General features: G+C 68.4%; 12 protein-coding genes and 3 tRNA genes. 5 read left to right on the top strand and 10 right to left on the bottom strand.

The genetic code is table 11. The features are described 5' to 3' along the window. Positions 1-264: 264 nt before the first annotated feature. From rpmG to J4Z35_RS11920, 6 genes are all read right to left on the bottom strand, one after another. Complete coding sequence (gene rpmG / locus J4Z35_RS11945) at positions 265-435, bottom strand: 50S ribosomal protein L33 (RefSeq protein ID WP_006946127.1); 171 nt, start codon at positions 433-435, stop codon at positions 265-267. Between the two features lie 61 nt (positions 436-496). Continuing rightward, positions 497-573 (bottom strand) — tRNA-Met (locus J4Z35_RS11940). Between the two features lie 32 nt (positions 574-605). Continuing rightward, positions 606-678: transfer RNA gene (locus tag J4Z35_RS11935), tRNA-Thr, on the bottom strand. A gap of 262 nt (positions 679-940) precedes the next feature. Then, positions 941-1801: a MaoC/PaaZ C-terminal domain-containing protein gene (locus J4Z35_RS14750; protein ID WP_200829275.1), complete on the bottom strand. Its 861-nt coding sequence runs from the start codon at positions 1799-1801 to the stop codon at positions 941-943. A gap of 1 nt (position 1802) precedes the next feature. Further along, positions 1803-3167 (bottom strand): 3-oxoacyl-ACP reductase, encoded by a 1365-nt coding sequence (locus J4Z35_RS11925; protein ID WP_186316779.1) that lies wholly within the window; start codon positions 3165-3167, stop codon positions 1803-1805. Next, positions 3167-4447 carry an acetyl-CoA C-acetyltransferase gene (locus J4Z35_RS11920; protein WP_208065590.1) on the bottom strand — a complete coding sequence of 427 codons (1281 nt, stop codon included), beginning with the start codon at positions 4445-4447 and terminating at the stop codon, positions 3167-3169. Before J4Z35_RS11920 ends, J4Z35_RS11925 begins: the two co-directional genes overlap by 1 nt. Positions 4448-4577: 130 nt before the next feature. On the opposite strand from J4Z35_RS11920, the gene J4Z35_RS11915 reads away from it, so the two are divergent. After that, positions 4578-5426: a TetR/AcrR family transcriptional regulator gene (locus J4Z35_RS11915; RefSeq protein ID WP_144707939.1), complete on the top strand. Its 849-nt coding sequence runs from the start codon at positions 4578-4580 to the stop codon at positions 5424-5426. Between the two features lie 71 nt (positions 5427-5497). Then, positions 5498-7534, top strand: coding sequence for an acyl-CoA dehydrogenase (locus tag J4Z35_RS11910; RefSeq protein ID WP_062258663.1), 2037 nt, complete (start codon positions 5498-5500; stop codon positions 7532-7534). Positions 7535-7695: 161 nt separating this feature from the next. Here J4Z35_RS11910 and J4Z35_RS11905 read toward each other — a convergent pair whose 3' ends face one another. Beyond that, positions 7696-8580 carry an SDR family oxidoreductase gene (locus J4Z35_RS11905; RefSeq protein WP_208065589.1) on the bottom strand — a complete coding sequence of 295 codons (885 nt, stop codon included), beginning with the start codon at positions 8578-8580 and terminating at the stop codon, positions 7696-7698. Positions 8581-8611: 31 nt separating this feature from the next. Between J4Z35_RS11905 and J4Z35_RS11900 the strand changes: the two genes are divergently transcribed. Continuing rightward, positions 8612-8965, top strand: coding sequence for a DUF952 domain-containing protein (locus J4Z35_RS11900; protein WP_131940612.1), 354 nt, complete (start codon positions 8612-8614; stop codon positions 8963-8965). Between the two features lie 78 nt (positions 8966-9043). Here the strand turns inward: J4Z35_RS11900 and J4Z35_RS11895 are convergent. Next, positions 9044-9127, bottom strand: a tRNA-Tyr gene (locus tag J4Z35_RS11895). A 222-nt stretch (positions 9128-9349) separates the two neighbouring features. On the opposite strand from J4Z35_RS11895, the gene J4Z35_RS11890 reads away from it, so the two are divergent. Then, positions 9350-9850 (top strand): YajQ family cyclic di-GMP-binding protein, encoded by a 501-nt coding sequence (locus J4Z35_RS11890; protein ID WP_062258586.1) that lies wholly within the window; start codon positions 9350-9352, stop codon positions 9848-9850. Between the two features lie 81 nt (positions 9851-9931). Here the strand turns inward: J4Z35_RS11890 and J4Z35_RS11885 are convergent, their stop codons facing one another. Continuing rightward, entirely contained in the window at positions 9932-11620 is a 1689-nt protein-coding gene (locus J4Z35_RS11885) for a TIGR03767 family metallophosphoesterase (protein WP_208065588.1), read from the bottom strand. Between the two features lie 99 nt (positions 11621-11719). After that, a complete protein-coding gene (locus J4Z35_RS11880; protein WP_208065587.1) occupies positions 11720-12769 on the bottom strand; it encodes a hypothetical protein in 1050 nt (349 codons plus the stop codon). A gap of 239 nt (positions 12770-13008) precedes the next feature. Here J4Z35_RS11880 and J4Z35_RS11875 point away from each other — a divergent pair, with 239 nt between their 5' ends. Beyond that, positions 13009-14163: an acyl-CoA dehydrogenase family protein gene (locus tag J4Z35_RS11875; protein WP_006946057.1), complete on the top strand. Its 1155-nt coding sequence runs from the start codon at positions 13009-13011 to the stop codon at positions 14161-14163. The last annotated feature ends 189 nt before the right edge of the window (positions 14164-14352 follow it).

Below are 14352 nucleotides of genomic sequence, written 5' to 3'. Positions count from 1 at the left end.
CGGCACCTGGGTCGATGTCCACACCGAACGCCAAGCCGTCCTGGATGCGCAGTACGCCGCGAACCCCGAACGCTACCGAGGCCGGCGCCCCATCGCCGCCACAACACCCGAAATCACCCAACTCAACCCCACGTGACTCCAATCAGGTTGACAGCTTCCGGTGGACAGGATTCGCCGATGGGGCGGGAATCGCAGATGGGGCGGGGTTGCGAAACGGCCGTCACCCTCGAGGGGTGACGGCCGTGACGTGTGGTTCAGACGAGATCAGCGGGTCTCGCGGTGAGCCGTGTGCTTCGTGCAGCGCTTGCAGTACTTCGCCAGCTCGAGACGGTCGGGGTTGTTCCGACGGTTCTTCTTGGTGACGTAGTTGCGCTCCTTGCACTCGGTGCAAGCCATCGTGATCTTCGGGCGAACGTCAGCGCTCTTCGAGGCCATGTCCTACACCTACTCTCAAAAAAGTCGAAAACTGTCGCGAGACAGACTGTCCGGAAAAACTTGGTAGCGGGAGCGGGACTCGATCCCGCGACCTCACGATTATGAGTCGTGCGCTCTAACCAGCTGAGCTACCCCGCCATGCCATGATCGCCGTCTCCGGCGCTCACGCGAGCCCCCAAACGGAATCGAACCGTTGACCTTCTCCTTACCATGGAGACGCTCTGCCGACTGAGCTATAGGGGCCTCACGCCACTGCCGCCGAGGCTGTTTCAGCTGCTCAGCGCGTTTCAGGCGCGAGCAACACCTTACACGGCGCCCGAACGAACACGAAATCGACGAGACCACGGCGCCGGACGCGGTGCCGCCGCGGTGCCGCCGCGGATCGCCCCACGAAGTCGGGGTCGGATCGTCGCCACCGTCCCGGCGCCGAGACGTGCCACGCACGAGACGCGGGATCCCGACGGCACGTCATACCGTCGGGATCCCGCGTCTCAGGGGGTGTGCCTCACAGCGGACGGATCGTGCCCCGAGCGTGCTCCGTGCCCTTCTTGGCGTTGCGCAGCGCGAGGTCGAACGACCCCGGCCTGCCCGCGGACTGCGCGATGAAACGCGCCGTCGACGGGATGAGCACCGGCTTCTTGAACGCAACGTTCACCTCGTAGGCGTCGGGCAACCTGTTCTCGAGCGCGCCGAGCATGCGGGCCTTGCTCCACATGCCGTGCACGATCGTCGTCGGGAAGCCGAGCGCCTTCGCGGCGAGCGGGTTCATGTGGATCGGGTTGACGTCGCCCGACACCTTCGCGTATCGGCGTCCGAGGTCGCCGGCGAGGCGCCACGTTGCACCGAAACCGTCGATGGCGTCCGGCTCGTCGACCTTCGGCGGCACCTCTCCGTCGACCTTCGCGCCGCGAAAGAGGTACGACGAGCGGTCCTCCCACACGAGTTCGCCGTCGACGTACGCCTCACCGACGAGGTCGGCCTGCGCACCACGGAAGTGCGGGCGTAGGTTCTCGACCCGCGCGCGCAGCTCCAGCGTCTCGCCCAACAGCACCGGACGGTGCTGACGGATCGTGTTCTCGAGGTGCACCGAACCCATGAGGGCGAACGGGAAGCCCGGATCCGACATGAGCGCGACCTGCAGCGGGAAGACGAGCACGTGCAGGTACGTGCTCGGCACCCGGTTGCTCAGCGCGAACCCGCAGACCGCGTCGTAGTCGGCGACGTCCGCGACGCTCGGCGTCACGTCGCGTCGCACGACCTCGAGGTCGGGCAGCGTCCGCCCCTTGCGCTTCGACCCGGTGACGACGGCTTTCGCGAACATGGGGCCGAGCTTCGGCTCGCCCTTCAGCTCGATCGTGCGCGTCACGTCAGGCTCCGATCTGGCTCTGCCCGCACACGCGCAGCACCTGGCCGGTGACGCCCGCCGAGCCCGGCTCGGCGAAGAACGCGATGGCCTCGCCGACGTCGATCGGGTTGCCGCCCTGCATCATCGAGTTGAGGCGGCGGCCCACCTCGCGCGTCGCCATCGGAATCTTGGACGTCATGTCGGTCTCGATGAAGCCGGGCGCGACGGCGTTGACGGTGATGTCGCGCTTGGCCAGCTTCTCCGAGAGCTCACGCACCATGCCGATGACGCCGGCCTTCGACGCCGCGTAGTTCGCCTGACCGCGGTTGCCGCCGATACCGGAGGTCGAGGCGACCGACACGATGCGTCCGCCGTCCTTGAGACCACCCTTCGTCGCCGGGTCGAGCAGCACCTCGTTGATGCGGAACTGCGCGCCGAGGTTGACGTCGACGACCGAGTTCCAGCGCGCCTCGTCGGTGTTGACGAACAGCTTGTCGCGCGTGATGCCCGCGTTGTGGACGATGACGTCGAGCTTGTCGGCGTGACGGGCGACGGCTTCGGCGATCTTCGCGCCCGCGTCGGGTGAGGTGATGTCGAGCCCGAGCGAGGTGCCGCCGATCTCGTTGGCGACCTTGCTCAGCGCGTCCCCGGCGGCCGGGATGTCGACGGCGATGACGTGCGCACCGGCGCGGGCGAACACGCGCGCGATCTGCGCGCCGATGCCGCGCGCCGCACCCGTGATGACGGCGACCTGGCCTGCGAACGGCTGGTGCCAGTCGGCGACCTCGGTGACGGCGTGCTTGCGGATGCGGATCGGCTGACCCGACACATACGCCGAGCGGCTCGAGCCGAAGAAGCGCAGCGGCGCCTCGAGCACGGCCGCGTCGCCCTGGGCGTCGGGGTCGATCCAGAACAGGTTCGCCGAGCCGCCGGCGCGCAGTTCCTTGCCGATCGAGCGCGTGATGCCCTCGAACGCCTGCGCCGTCGCGGCGGCTTCGACGTCGTCGAGCGCGGACGGCGTCGTCGCCATGACGATGACGCGCGCCGACCTGCCGAGCGCCTTGACCGCCGGGATAGCGATCTCGCGGAACGTCTCGAGGTCGGTCAGCTTCGTCGCCGCGGTGACGTCGATGACGAACGCGCCGAGCTTGTCGGAGTACGTCGCCTCTGCGGTGGCGTCGACCACGTCGGCGCCGGAGCCGCGCAGGATCGCCGCGGCCGTCGAACCGACGACGCCGGAACCGACCGTGCCGACGGCGGCGGGGCCGTCGAGCAGGTCCTGACCGACCTCGTAACGGCGCAGGACGGGCGGCTGCGGCAGCCCGATCTGCTTGGCGAGCTTCTTGCCGAAACCGTTGTTGACGAAGTTCGAGTAACCGTCAGCCATCACACTGCCTCCAGAATCGCGACGACGCCCTGGCCACCAGCGGCGCACACGGAGATGAGGCCGCGGCCGGAGCCCTTCTCGTGCAGCTGCTTGGCGAGCTGCGCGATGATGCGGCCACCGGTGGCCGCGAACGGGTGGCCCGCGGCGAGCGAGCTTCCGTTGACGTTGAGCTTGCTGCGGTCGATCGAGCCGAGCGGCGCGTCGAGACCGAGCTTGTCCTTGCAGAACTCGGGGCTCTCCCAGGCCTTGAGCGTGGCGAGCACCGTCGAGGCGAACGCCTCGTGGATCTCGTAGAAGTCGAAGTCCTGCAGGCTCAGACCGTTGCGCGCGAGCAGGCGCGGCACCGCGTACGCGGGGGCCATGAGCAGGCCCTCCTTGCCGTCGACGTAGTCGACCGCGGCGGCCTCGCCGTCGACGAAACGGGCGAGCAGCGGCAGATTGCGCTCCTTCGCCCACGCCTCGCTGCCGAACAGCACGGCCGAGGCGCCATCCGTCAGCGGCGTCGAGTTGCCGGCGGTCATCGTCAGGCCCTCGCCCTTGCCGAAGACCGGCTTGAGCTTCGCGAGCTTCTCGGCCGTGCTGTCGGGACGCAGGTTGTTGTCCTTGGCGAGGCCGAGGAACGGCGTGATGAGGTCGTCGAAGAAGCCACGTTCGTAGGCGGCGGCCATCTTCTGGTGCGACGCCGCGGCGAGCTCGTCCTGGGCCTCACGCGTGATGCCCCACTCCTTGGCCGTGATGGCCATGTGGTCGCCCATCGCGAGGCCGGTGCGCGGCTCCGAGTTGCGGGGCTGCTCGGGCGCGAGCTGGTTCGGGCGGATCGAGGCGAACGCCTTGAGGCGATCCGGCGTCGTCTTCGCGTAGTTCGCCTTCATGAGCGTCTTGCGCAGACCCTCGTTCAGTGCGAGCGGCGCGTCGGACGTCGTGTCCGTGCCACCGGCGATCGCCGAGTCGATCTGGCCGAGCTTGATCTTGTTCGTCACGAGGATCGCAGCCTCGAGACCCGTCGCGCAGGCCTGCTGGATGTCGTAGGCCGGCGTCGTCGGCGCGAGGTGGCTGCCGAGGACGGATTCGCGCGTGAGGTTGAAGTCGCGCGAGTGCTTGATGACGGCACCGGCGACGACCTCACCGAGGCGCTCACCCGAGAGGGAGAAGCGCGAGACGAGGCCGTCGAGGGCCGCCGTCAGCATGTCCTGGTTGGAGGCCTTGAGGTAGGCGTCGCCCGAGCGGGCGAACGGGATGCGGTTGCCGCCGATGACGTAGGCGTCACGGATCGTGGTCATGAATCGCTCCGGTTGAGTCGTGGTGGGTCGTGCGCGAGTCGATGACGAGGCCGCGCGGACGTGAGCACTCGTCAAAACTTACCGATACGGACAGTAGCAGGTACGGCGCGTACGCGATACCGTGTCAGGCATGTCCACCACCACCCGAGCATCGAGCGCCCAACCCGACGGACGCGACGCGCGCTGGGCCGCCCATCGCGTCGCCCGCCGTCGCGAGCTCGTCGACGCCGCCCTGCGCGCCATCCGCCGTCACGGCGCCGGGGTGGGGATGGACGAGATCGCGGCCGAGGCCGGCACGAGCAAGACCGTCATCTACCGTCACCTCGGCGACCGGCTGGGGCTCTACCTCGCCGTGTGCGAATCGGTCGACGCGCTCATCCTCGCCGAGATCGACGTGGCCGCGAGCGCCACGTCGGATGGTGACGGCGACGCCCGCGCCACCGGTTCGTCCGCGCGACGCACGCCCGGGCCCGCGATGCTCGGCGCCGTCATCGACTCCTACCTGCGCCTCGTCGAACGCGATCCCGAGGTGTACCGGTTCGTCGTGAGGCGCCCGGACGTGACGCTGCCGGAGGGTCCTGGCGATCCCGTCACCGGCCTTTCGGGACGGATCGCCGACAACCTCTTCGACCTCCTGCTGGCCTTCGGCCCCGACACCGAGGAAGCTCGCGGGAGAGCGCGAGCGTTCGCGTGGGGCGTCGTCGGCCTCGTCAAGGAATCGGCCGACCGGTGGCTGGAGAGCCCCGGCGGATTGAGTCGCGCGCAACTCGCCGCCCACCTCGCCGCGCTCGCCCACGGCGGCCTCGCCGGGGCGCTGGCGCGAGACGCGCCAGGGCCGGCCGATGCGCACATCGCTACTGCTGGCCCCGGCGGCGTCGACCAACCCGACCGCCCCGCCGACACCGGACGCGACGAGCGAAGCATCCACGACGACACTGCCCGATCCGACGAAACACCGACGTTCGACCCGGCCGGATGACACGATCCGTTCCGAGGCAGCTCTCACCCGCAGGCCGCACCGCGGCGCCCGCGGCCGACAAGGAGGACGACATGAGCACGACTCCCGAGACCACGACCGAGAACACTTCGCCCGCGCCCGCGACGAACGACGTCGTCGAGCAGATGCGCATCGCGCTCGACGGGCCGTGGCGCGACCTGCGCGAGCGGATCCGCGGCGAGCTGCCGTGGGAGGCCATCAGTGGCACGCCCGGCGAGTCGATCGAGGCTCAGCGCGAGCGAGTGACGCGTCAGGTGCTCGCGCTCGCCGACAAGGGGTACGGCTCGATCGGTTTCCCGACGCAGTACGGCGGCACGCTCGACTACGGCGCGTCCTGCGTCGCGTTCGAGATGGAGGCCTACGGCGACCTGTCGCTGCTCATCAAGAACGGCGTCCAGTTCGGTCTGTTCGGCGGCGCCGTCTCGCGCCTCGGCACCGACAAGCACCTCGCCGCGTACGTGCCCGACATCATGAGCGGCAAGCTCATGGGCTGCTTCGCGATGACGGAGGTCGGCCACGGCTCGAACGTCGCCGCCGTCGAGACGACCGCGACGTACGACGTGGAGACCGACGAGATCGTCGTGCACTCCCCCACCGTCTCCGCGACGAAGACGTACATCGGGAACGCCGCCAAGGACGGACGGGCGGCCGCCGTGTTCGCGCAGCTCGTCGTCCCGAGCGTCGGTGACGTCGCCGACGGCGAGGAGGAGACCCCGAGCAAGGGCGTCCACGTCGTCGTCGTGCCGATCCGCGACGAGGACGGCAACCCGATGCCGGGCGTCACGATCGGCGACAACGGCGTCAAGGGCGGGCTGCCCGGCGTCGACAACGGCACGATCGCGTTCGACCACGTCCGTGTGCCCCGCGAGAACCTGCTCGACAAGTTCGGTGGCATCGACGAGACCGGCACCTACGTCTCGGAGATCGACAACATCAACCGGCGCTTCTTCACGATGCTCGGCACGCTCGTGCGCGGCCGCGTGTGCGTCGGCGGCGGCGCGGGTGCGGCGGCGCAGAAGGCGCTCGCCATCGCCGTCCGCTACGGCGACCAGCGGCGTCAGTTCTCCGCTCCCGGCTCGCCCGACGAACTCGTCGTCCTCGACTACCTCGCGCATCAGCGCAAGCTGCTGCCGCGCCTCGCGAAGTCGTTCGCGCTGCGCTTCACGCAGAATGCCATGACGGCGCGCCTGCAGGAACTGGAGGACGCAGCGACGTCGTCGGAGAAGGAGACGCCCGGCGCCGACCACGAGGACGCTCAGCGGGAACTCGAGGCGTGGGTCGCCGGCATGAAGGCGCAGACGACATGGCATGCGCTCGACACGATCCAGGCGTGCCGCGAGGCGTGCGGCGGCGCCGGGTACATGGCGGCCAACGGGCTGACGCAGATGCGCGCCGACGTCGACGTGTTCGCGACGTTCGAGGGCGACAACACCGTCCTCATGCAGCTTGTCGCGAAGGGGCTGCTGACGGAGTACAAGGACCAGTGGGGCGATCTCGACATCGCGGGAACGATCGCGAAGGTCACCGCGCAGACCGTCGAGGGACTCGTCGAGAACACGCTGAAGCGTGCCGGCCTGCAGCGCCTCATCGACGGCGCGACGCCGCGCAACGACGAGACGGCGCTCGACTCACGCGGCTGGCAGGAGTCGATGTTCTCCGAGCGCGCGTCGCACCTGCTCGAGACGGCCGCGATGCGGCTGCGCAAGGCGGGCAAGAGCGACGGGTTCGCCGTGTTCAACGCGGCCCAGGATCACATCCTCGCCGCGGCGAAGGCCGACATCGACCTGCGGATCTTCGAAGCGTTCAAGGAAGGCCTCGAGGCCATGCCCGAGGGCGAGGCGCGCGAGCTCATGGCGAAGGTGTTCGACCTCTACGCACTGGCGTCGATAGAGGAGGACAAGGGCTGGTTCATCGAGCACGGCCGCATCACGGCGTCACGTTCGAAGGCCGTCACGACGCGCATCAACGAACTGTGCGCCGAGCTGCGTCCCCACGCCGTCGACCTGACGAAGGCGTTCGGCATCCCCGAGTCGTGGCTCGAGAACGACCTCATCGACCTCGGTCAGGACCGCGCGGGTGTGACGGCCTGACGACGGGTTCGACGCCTCGCGGGTTACAGGGCGCTTCGGCGGGCCGACGCATCGCGGCGCGAATGCTGACGGGCGCCTCACCTGGCTGGTGAGGCGCCCGTCAGGCGTTCTGTCCGCGCGTCTGGTGATGTGCCTGGCCGCACGCGGGGGCGTCCCGGGGCTCAGCGCACCGGTTCGCTGGAGACGACGAGCTGTTCGAACGTCATCGCCTTCTGCCCGGTGAGCAGTCGCACGTCGTTGCTGACGACGTCGAGCTCCCCCGCGGCGATCGCCGTGTAGGTGCTCACCCATGCGTCCATCTCGAACGGCTGCGGGTCGTACTTCTGCCGTGACGCGCGCGCCTGCTCGATCGTCTCGGGTTCGTAGCGGAAGTCGCGGTCGCGACCCGCGCTGAGGATGGCGGCGATCTCGTCCAGCGTCAGGGCCTGCGGGCCGGTGAGATCGTACGTGCGGCCCGAGTGCTCGCCCGGTGCGAGGAGCACCGCGTGCGCGGCACGGGCGACGTCCGCTCGGGCGACGGGCGCGACGCGTCCGTCACCCGCCGGGCCGCGGAGGACGCCGTCCTCGTCGGCGAAGTGCTCGAAGACGTCGGCGTAGAAGCTGTCGCGCAGGAACGTCCACGCCATGCCGGAGGCCTTGATGTGCTCCTCCGTCGCGAAGTGGTCGCGCCCGAGCGTGAACGTCGAATCGGGCGCCGCATTGAGGAACGAGGTGTAGACGATGTGCTGCACGCCCGCCTTCGCGGCCTGGTCGACGAAGTTGCGGTGCTCCTCGACGCGCGTCGGGCTCTCGGCCGCCGACACCATGAACAGGGTGCCGACGCCCTCGATCGCGGCGGCGGCGTCAGGGGCTCCGTACTCGGCGACGGCGACCTCGCTCTCACCGTCGACGTCACCGAGATGTGGCAGGCGCGAGACGTCGCGCAGGAGAAAGCGAACCGGGCGTCCCGGTGCCGAGACGAGGCGCGCGACGGCGCCGCCGACGGCACCCGTCACACCGGTGACACCGATGCGGGGAAGAGTGGTGGAATCTGCCCGAAAGGCCATGTGCCCATCATGCCCGTCTATCGTGTCGCGCATGAGAACGATTCAGCACATCGCGGTGGCGGAGGAGTGGCGGGACGCGCTCGAGAGCGGCGAGTACGTGTGGTCGACGATCGGCATGACGATCGAGCAGGTCGGCTACCTGCACGCGAGTTTCCCCGAGCAGGTGCGGCCGACGCTCGAGCGGTTCTACTCGGACATCGACGTGCTGCTGGTGCTGCTGACGTTGGACGCGGACGCCATCGTCGCGGCGGGGCTCGAGGTTCGCGTCGAACCCGCGCTCCCCGGCGCGGTGGGCAGCGAGAAGTTTCCGCATGTCTACGGTGGCCCTCTGCCGACGTCATGCGTGAGCAACGTCGAGGCGATCGGACAGCCGCCGGCTGCGTGAGCATGGCGCCCACTCGGCAGACGGGCCTGGCAAGACGAGAGCCCCGCAGACGAATCTGCAGGGCTCTCGGTGCATCTGTGGTGCCAGGTGAAGGATTCGAACCTTCGTAGCTTTCGCGACGGATTTACAGTCCGCTCCCATTGGCCGCTCGGGCAACCTGGCGCGCGTGCTCGGAAACCATAGCAAGAGCGCGCGCCGTTGAGCGAATCGGCAGGGCACGCGCGGGTGTGCGAGGTGACGGCGGCGTGGCGGCATCGCCGTCAAGGCATGACGCTGGCTGGGACGTCGGCTCGACCGCGGGCGGGACGGTGGCGCGACGGCACGGGATCGGCGTCACGGCATAATGAGGCGCAGGCAGCGCCCGCGTTCAACGAAGGAGAAACCGTGGCAGACAGCTCGTTCGACATCGTCAGCAAGATCGACAAGCAGGAGGTCGCCAACGCGGTCAACCAGGCCGCGAAGGAGATCAGTTCTCGCTATGACTTCAAGAACGTCGGCGCGTCGGTCGAACTCTCCGGGGAATCGATCGTCATGAAGGCCAACTCCGAGGAGCGCACGCTCGCCGTCCTCGACGTGCTGCAGACGAAGCTCGTCAAGCGTGGTGTGTCGCTCAAGACGCTCGACTACGGCGACGACGAACCGACGCCGAAACTCTCCGGCAAGGAATACCGCCTCGAGGCGAAACTCAAGGAGGGCATCTCGAGCGAGAACGCGAAGAAGATCAGCAAGATCATCCGCGACGAGGGCCCCAAGAGCGTCAAGGCCCGCATCGAGGGTGACGAACTGCGCGTCACGAGCAAGAGCCGCGACGACCTGCAGGAGGTGCAGGCCCTGCTCAAGGGTTCCGACCTCGACGTCGCACTGCAGTTCACGAACTACCGCTGACCGGCGTACTTCACCACCCGATGGACGAGGGCCCCGCACCGACTCGCTCGGCGCGGGGCCTCGTCGTCGGCATCCTCGACGTCAGCGCCAGGGGTGGCGCAGGATCAGTTCGGTGTTGCGGTCGGCGTCGGCGCCCATGAGGGCGGCGGAGCGGTTCGGATCGTTGTAGGACAGCTCGCGGTACAGCGACGCCAGATCCGCCTGGTCCTGCCCTGTCGTCGACGCTGCGTACGGCGCGGCCGACTCGACCAGCGTCGTGTACAGGCTGAGCGTGCCGTCGGCGTTGTCACAGAGCTCGATGATGCGCGCGTGCTGCGGGAAGTCGACGTGGCTCGCCGTGTTGATCTCCCAGAACGACCGTCGCGGATCGGCGTGACGATGCGCGGTGATGCGGTTCTCGTGCGTGTGCCCGTTGACCCACGCCACGACGTTGCGGAAGCGCATGAGCGTGTCGCGCACCTCGCGCCCGGCGTGCCGCAGTTCGGGCGTGGCCGGGTCGAGCAGCACGTTCGTCATCGTCGTGCTCGTGTGATGGCTGAAGATGACGAACATCTCGTCGGCGACGGCATGGCGTTGTGTGCGACCCCAGAAGTCGACGTACGTGCTGCTGCCCGCGGTGAGGACACGCTGCAACCACAGGAACTGCTCGTGCCCGAGGCTGCCCTCGGTGAATCCGGCGCGGTTCGTCGAATCGAGCGAGATGCCCGTGACACCGTCGGCGATGCGGAACGTGTAGTAGCCGCGCCCGGTCGCCACGTTCTCGTCCGTGAAGCCATGGCCGCCGCTCGGCAGGTGCGCGCGCATGTACTCCGTCGGGGTGAACGGCCTGCGGCGCTCATCGGGTGTGACGTGCCAGGTGTTCTTGGTGCTGCTGCTGACGCCCTTGATCGCCGTGCTGCCGGTCGCGAAGGTGCGTCGCAGTGCCGCATCGGACGTGCCCGAGGTGAAGCCGGTGAACTTCACGTCGCCGGTGTACATCGCGGCCAGTGCACCCCAGTCGGACGGCAGGACGCCGCTGACGGAGTCGTCGTGGTTGCCGAAGACCGAGAACCATCGCACGTTCAGCCCCGGGCTGCGGTGCGCTGCCGTGGCGCGGCGGAAGAAGCCGTCGAGGACCGGGAAGCCTGCGCTGACGTACCGGTCGCGGACGGAGGCATTCTCGACGTTGTAGTACTGCGGGTTGCCGCTCGTCTGCGCGCCCTCCCACCGGTCGCTCGCGCCCGTGTTCGGGGTGATGACGCCGCCGTTCATGACTGCGAGGTACCACTCGAGCTCGACGTGCTCGTGGTTGTCCGTGTTGTCACCCGTCGAGACGACGCAGTCGAACCGGCGCCCGGTGAACGGGCCCTTGGCGAGGTCGTTGACCCGCTCGACCAGCTGCGCCGCCCCCTGGGTGCCGAGAGCCTCCTGCGGGCGGCACGCGCTCGAGTTGACCGTGTTGAGGAACTCGAAGCGCACCGGGCTCTGCGCGTCGACGACGTGCAGGTCGGTGAACTGGACGATGCTCGCGAGGCCGGTGCGGGTGTCGTCGCGGGAAGGTCGCGGCTCGGCGAGGTCGGCGCGCACGACGAGGGGGTAGCCCGGCCCGGCCGTCAGACGCGTGTAGCCGCTCGTCGCCACCGGGGCCGCGGCCTGCTCGAGCGTCGTGCCGCGGGTGTAGACCGAACGATCCGCGGCCTGCGCGAGTTGGGCGTTGGTCGCGGCGAGCGCTGCGGTGACGAGGGAGCCGGAGGCGCCCTTGAGGAACGCGCGACGTGTGGGGCGAGACATGACGACAACTCTCCGTCGGGGGTGGGGAGCTGCCAGGGTGCCCACGGCCAGCGGCGCGCACGTGACGGGCGCCTGAATGGGGCGTGAACTCGTAGCTCCTCAACCGACCTGATTCTCGGGCCCGACGACGAGGCATTCGAGGCGCGGATCATCGAGGAACCGCTGGGCCAACGACGCCTCGGCGGCGAGGTAGGTGCTCACGAGATCGGTGTCGTTCGCCAGGCACCACGCGCCGGATTCGGGGTAGACGATCGAGACCGTGTGCCAGTCGTCGACGAGGACGATCTCGTCGAAAGCGCCGGTGAACGGCACGATCTCTCGCTCCGGTTGGTCGATGCGACATTGTGTGGCGCCCTCGACGTCCAACCCGCCGATGCCGGCCCAGATCCCCTGGACGATGCGGGACGCATCGGCACGCCGCCTGAGATCGTCGCGCAACAGCTGATGGATGACACGGCGCTCGGGCTCCGGAATGACCCCCTCGACGAGCTCGACGCCGCGTTCGCTCTCGAAGTCGAAGTCGATCAAACCATCAGGACGACGATCGGGGCGCCAGCCCGGCTCGTCGAGTCGGGCGTCGGGCAGGGCACTCCATCGCAGGCGCGTGATGTCGTCGTCGCGCTTCTCGATCGGGTGCAGGATGCGGACATACGCGTCGAATCCGCGCCCGACGAGCCCGTCGACCGTCGAGAACCCGCCGAAGGACGGTTGCCAGGCCAGCACATCGACGGGGTGAAGGGCGAACCCGTCGCTCCAGTGATCCGCGCGAACTCGGACGCCTCGCTCTGCGACGAGGCGCTGCGCCGGCGTGAGATCGGCGTCGGGATCGACGGAGAAACCGACGCTCACCGCGCCGGCACGCTGCCCAGCCGGGGCCAGTTCCATCGGCAGGGTTCCGGGCATCTCGTCGAGAAGGGCCTCGAGCTCTGCCTCGTCGACGTCGTCCTCCGTGACATCCGGCGTGGGCGGGAAGAGCGCGAACCGGGTCTTGACGGCGAGCGCCGTCACGAAGAGAAGTGGGAAACGGGCCCGCTCGCCGCGCGGCCACCATCGCGGGGCTGACAGTTCGTACCACCCGAACTGCTTCGGGCCGCGCCACGATCGCCAGTCGATGAGGTAGTCAGCGCTTCGCGTCTCGTCCCGGGTCATGGCATTGACGCTATGGGGCGCCTGCTCACCCCGTCCACACTTTTTCTGGTGCCCCCGCCTGACGGCCAGCTCCTACGGTGTTCCTCGAACCGTGGATGAGGTGCGCATCGCGACGGCGCCGAGACCATCGCAGCGGTTACGTAAAGGTAAGGATCGCAGCCCGGCGACAAGTACCTGTGACGGGGCGTACCATGCAAAGAGCGATCAAGCTACCCATGAGTTAAGAAAGGCGGCGTCCCATGCCCCGCAACATCTACGACGAAGACCACGAGGCGTTCCGCGCTTCCGCCCGCGAGTTCGTCGAGCGCACCCTCGCCCCGCGTGCCGAGGAGATGATCCGCGATCACGTCATCGCGCGTGACATTTGGCTCGAGGCCGGCAAGCAGGGCTTCTTCGGCCTGTGCATCCCGGAGGAGTACGGCGGCGCCGGCATCGACGACTACCGCTTCAACGCGATCTTCGCCGAAGAGATCAGCAAGTTCACCGCCGCCGTCGCGTCGTGCTTCGGCATCCACTCGGATGTCACCGCGCCGTACATCGTCAGCCTCGGCACCGAGGAGCAGAAGCAGAAGTACCTGCCGCGCGTCGCGACGGGTGAGCTGATCCTGTCGATCGGCATGACGGAGCCGTCGGGCGGTTCGGACCTCGCCAACCTCAAGTCGACGGCCGTCAAGGCTGACGACGGTTCGGGCGACTGGATCCTCAACGGCTCGAAGACGTTCATCACGAACGGCCACCAGTGCGACGTCGCCGTCGTCGCGGCACGCACGGACCCGAGCAAGGGCGCCAAGGGCATCTCGCTGTTCCTCGTCGAGGCCGGCACCGAGGGCTTCACCAAGGGCAACAAGCTCGACAAGGTCGGCCAGGTCGAGTCGGACACGTCGGAGCTGTTCTTCGACAACGTGCGCCTGCCCGCCGACGCGCTGCTCGGCCCGCAGGACCTCGGCTTCATCGCGATGATGAAGCACCTGCCGCAAGAGCGCATCGGCAACGCCATCGCGAACATCGCGAACGCGAAGCAGATCCTCGCCGAGACGATCCAGTACTGCAAGGACCGCAAGGCGTTCGGTCAGCCGATCGGCTCGTTCCAGCACAACACCTTCAAGATCGCCGAGATGGTGACGAAGATCGAGGTCTCCGAGGCGTACATCGACGACTGTGTCGCCGCGCACGCCGAGGGCAAGCTGACGGCCGTCGACGCCGCAAAGGCGAAGTGGTGGGCCGCCCAGGTGCAGTGCGACGTGCTCGACGAGTGCGTGCAGTTGCACGGTGGCTACGGCTACATGAACGAGTACCGCGTGGCACGTGCGTGGCGTGACGCTCGCGTGCACAAGATCTGGGCCGGTTCGAACGAGATCATGAAGATGATCATCGGGCGTGACCTGGGTTTGTGACGAGCGAATACCGAAGGTCGAGGGCCATGGCGATCGCGCGCAGCGCGATCGCCATGGCCCTCGACCGTAGGTGAGCGTCCGGCGAAGGGTTATGGAGGTTCGTGCTACCCAGAGCACGAACCTCCACAACCCTCGTGGGAGCGGCTGCCACCCGTCAGGCGAACGCGTCGGCGGCTGTCGTCGTCGAGC

The organism is Dermacoccus sp. NHGro5, assembly GCF_017565385.1.
Classification (GTDB): Bacteria; Actinomycetota; Actinomycetes; order Actinomycetales; family Dermatophilaceae; genus Dermacoccus; species Dermacoccus nishinomiyaensis.
Note: the sequence above shows the minus strand (reverse complement) of the source record. Positions and strands in the feature narration are given on the sequence as shown.

What these genes read in the sequence shown, in the direction of transcription:
- J4Z35_RS11885 (WP_208065588.1), bottom strand. Translation starts at nt 11,620, where the DNA reads ATGTCTCGCCCCACACGTCGCGCGTTCCTCAAGGGCGCCTCCGGCTCC.
- J4Z35_RS11905 (WP_208065589.1), bottom strand. Translation starts at nt 8,580, where the DNA reads ATGGCCTTTCGGGCAGATTCCACCACTCTTCCCCGCATCGGTGTCACC.
- J4Z35_RS11880 (WP_208065587.1), bottom strand. Translation starts at nt 12,769, where the DNA reads ATGACCCGGGACGAGACGCGAAGCGCTGACTACCTCATCGACTGGCGA.
- J4Z35_RS11875 (WP_006946057.1), top strand. Translation starts at nt 13,009, where the DNA reads ATGCCCCGCAACATCTACGACGAAGACCACGAGGCGTTCCGCGCTTCC.
- J4Z35_RS11900 (WP_131940612.1), top strand. Translation starts at nt 8,612, where the DNA reads ATGAGAACGATTCAGCACATCGCGGTGGCGGAGGAGTGGCGGGACGCG.
- rpmG (WP_006946127.1), bottom strand. Translation starts at nt 435, where the DNA reads ATGGCCTCGAAGAGCGCTGACGTTCGCCCGAAGATCACGATGGCTTGC.
- J4Z35_RS11910 (WP_062258663.1), top strand. Translation starts at nt 5,498, where the DNA reads ATGAGCACGACTCCCGAGACCACGACCGAGAACACTTCGCCCGCGCCC.
- J4Z35_RS11915 (WP_144707939.1), top strand. Translation starts at nt 4,578, where the DNA reads ATGTCCACCACCACCCGAGCATCGAGCGCCCAACCCGACGGACGCGAC.
- J4Z35_RS11920 (WP_208065590.1), bottom strand. Translation starts at nt 4,447, where the DNA reads ATGACCACGATCCGTGACGCCTACGTCATCGGCGGCAACCGCATCCCG.
- J4Z35_RS11925 (WP_186316779.1), bottom strand. Translation starts at nt 3,167, where the DNA reads ATGGCTGACGGTTACTCGAACTTCGTCAACAACGGTTTCGGCAAGAAG.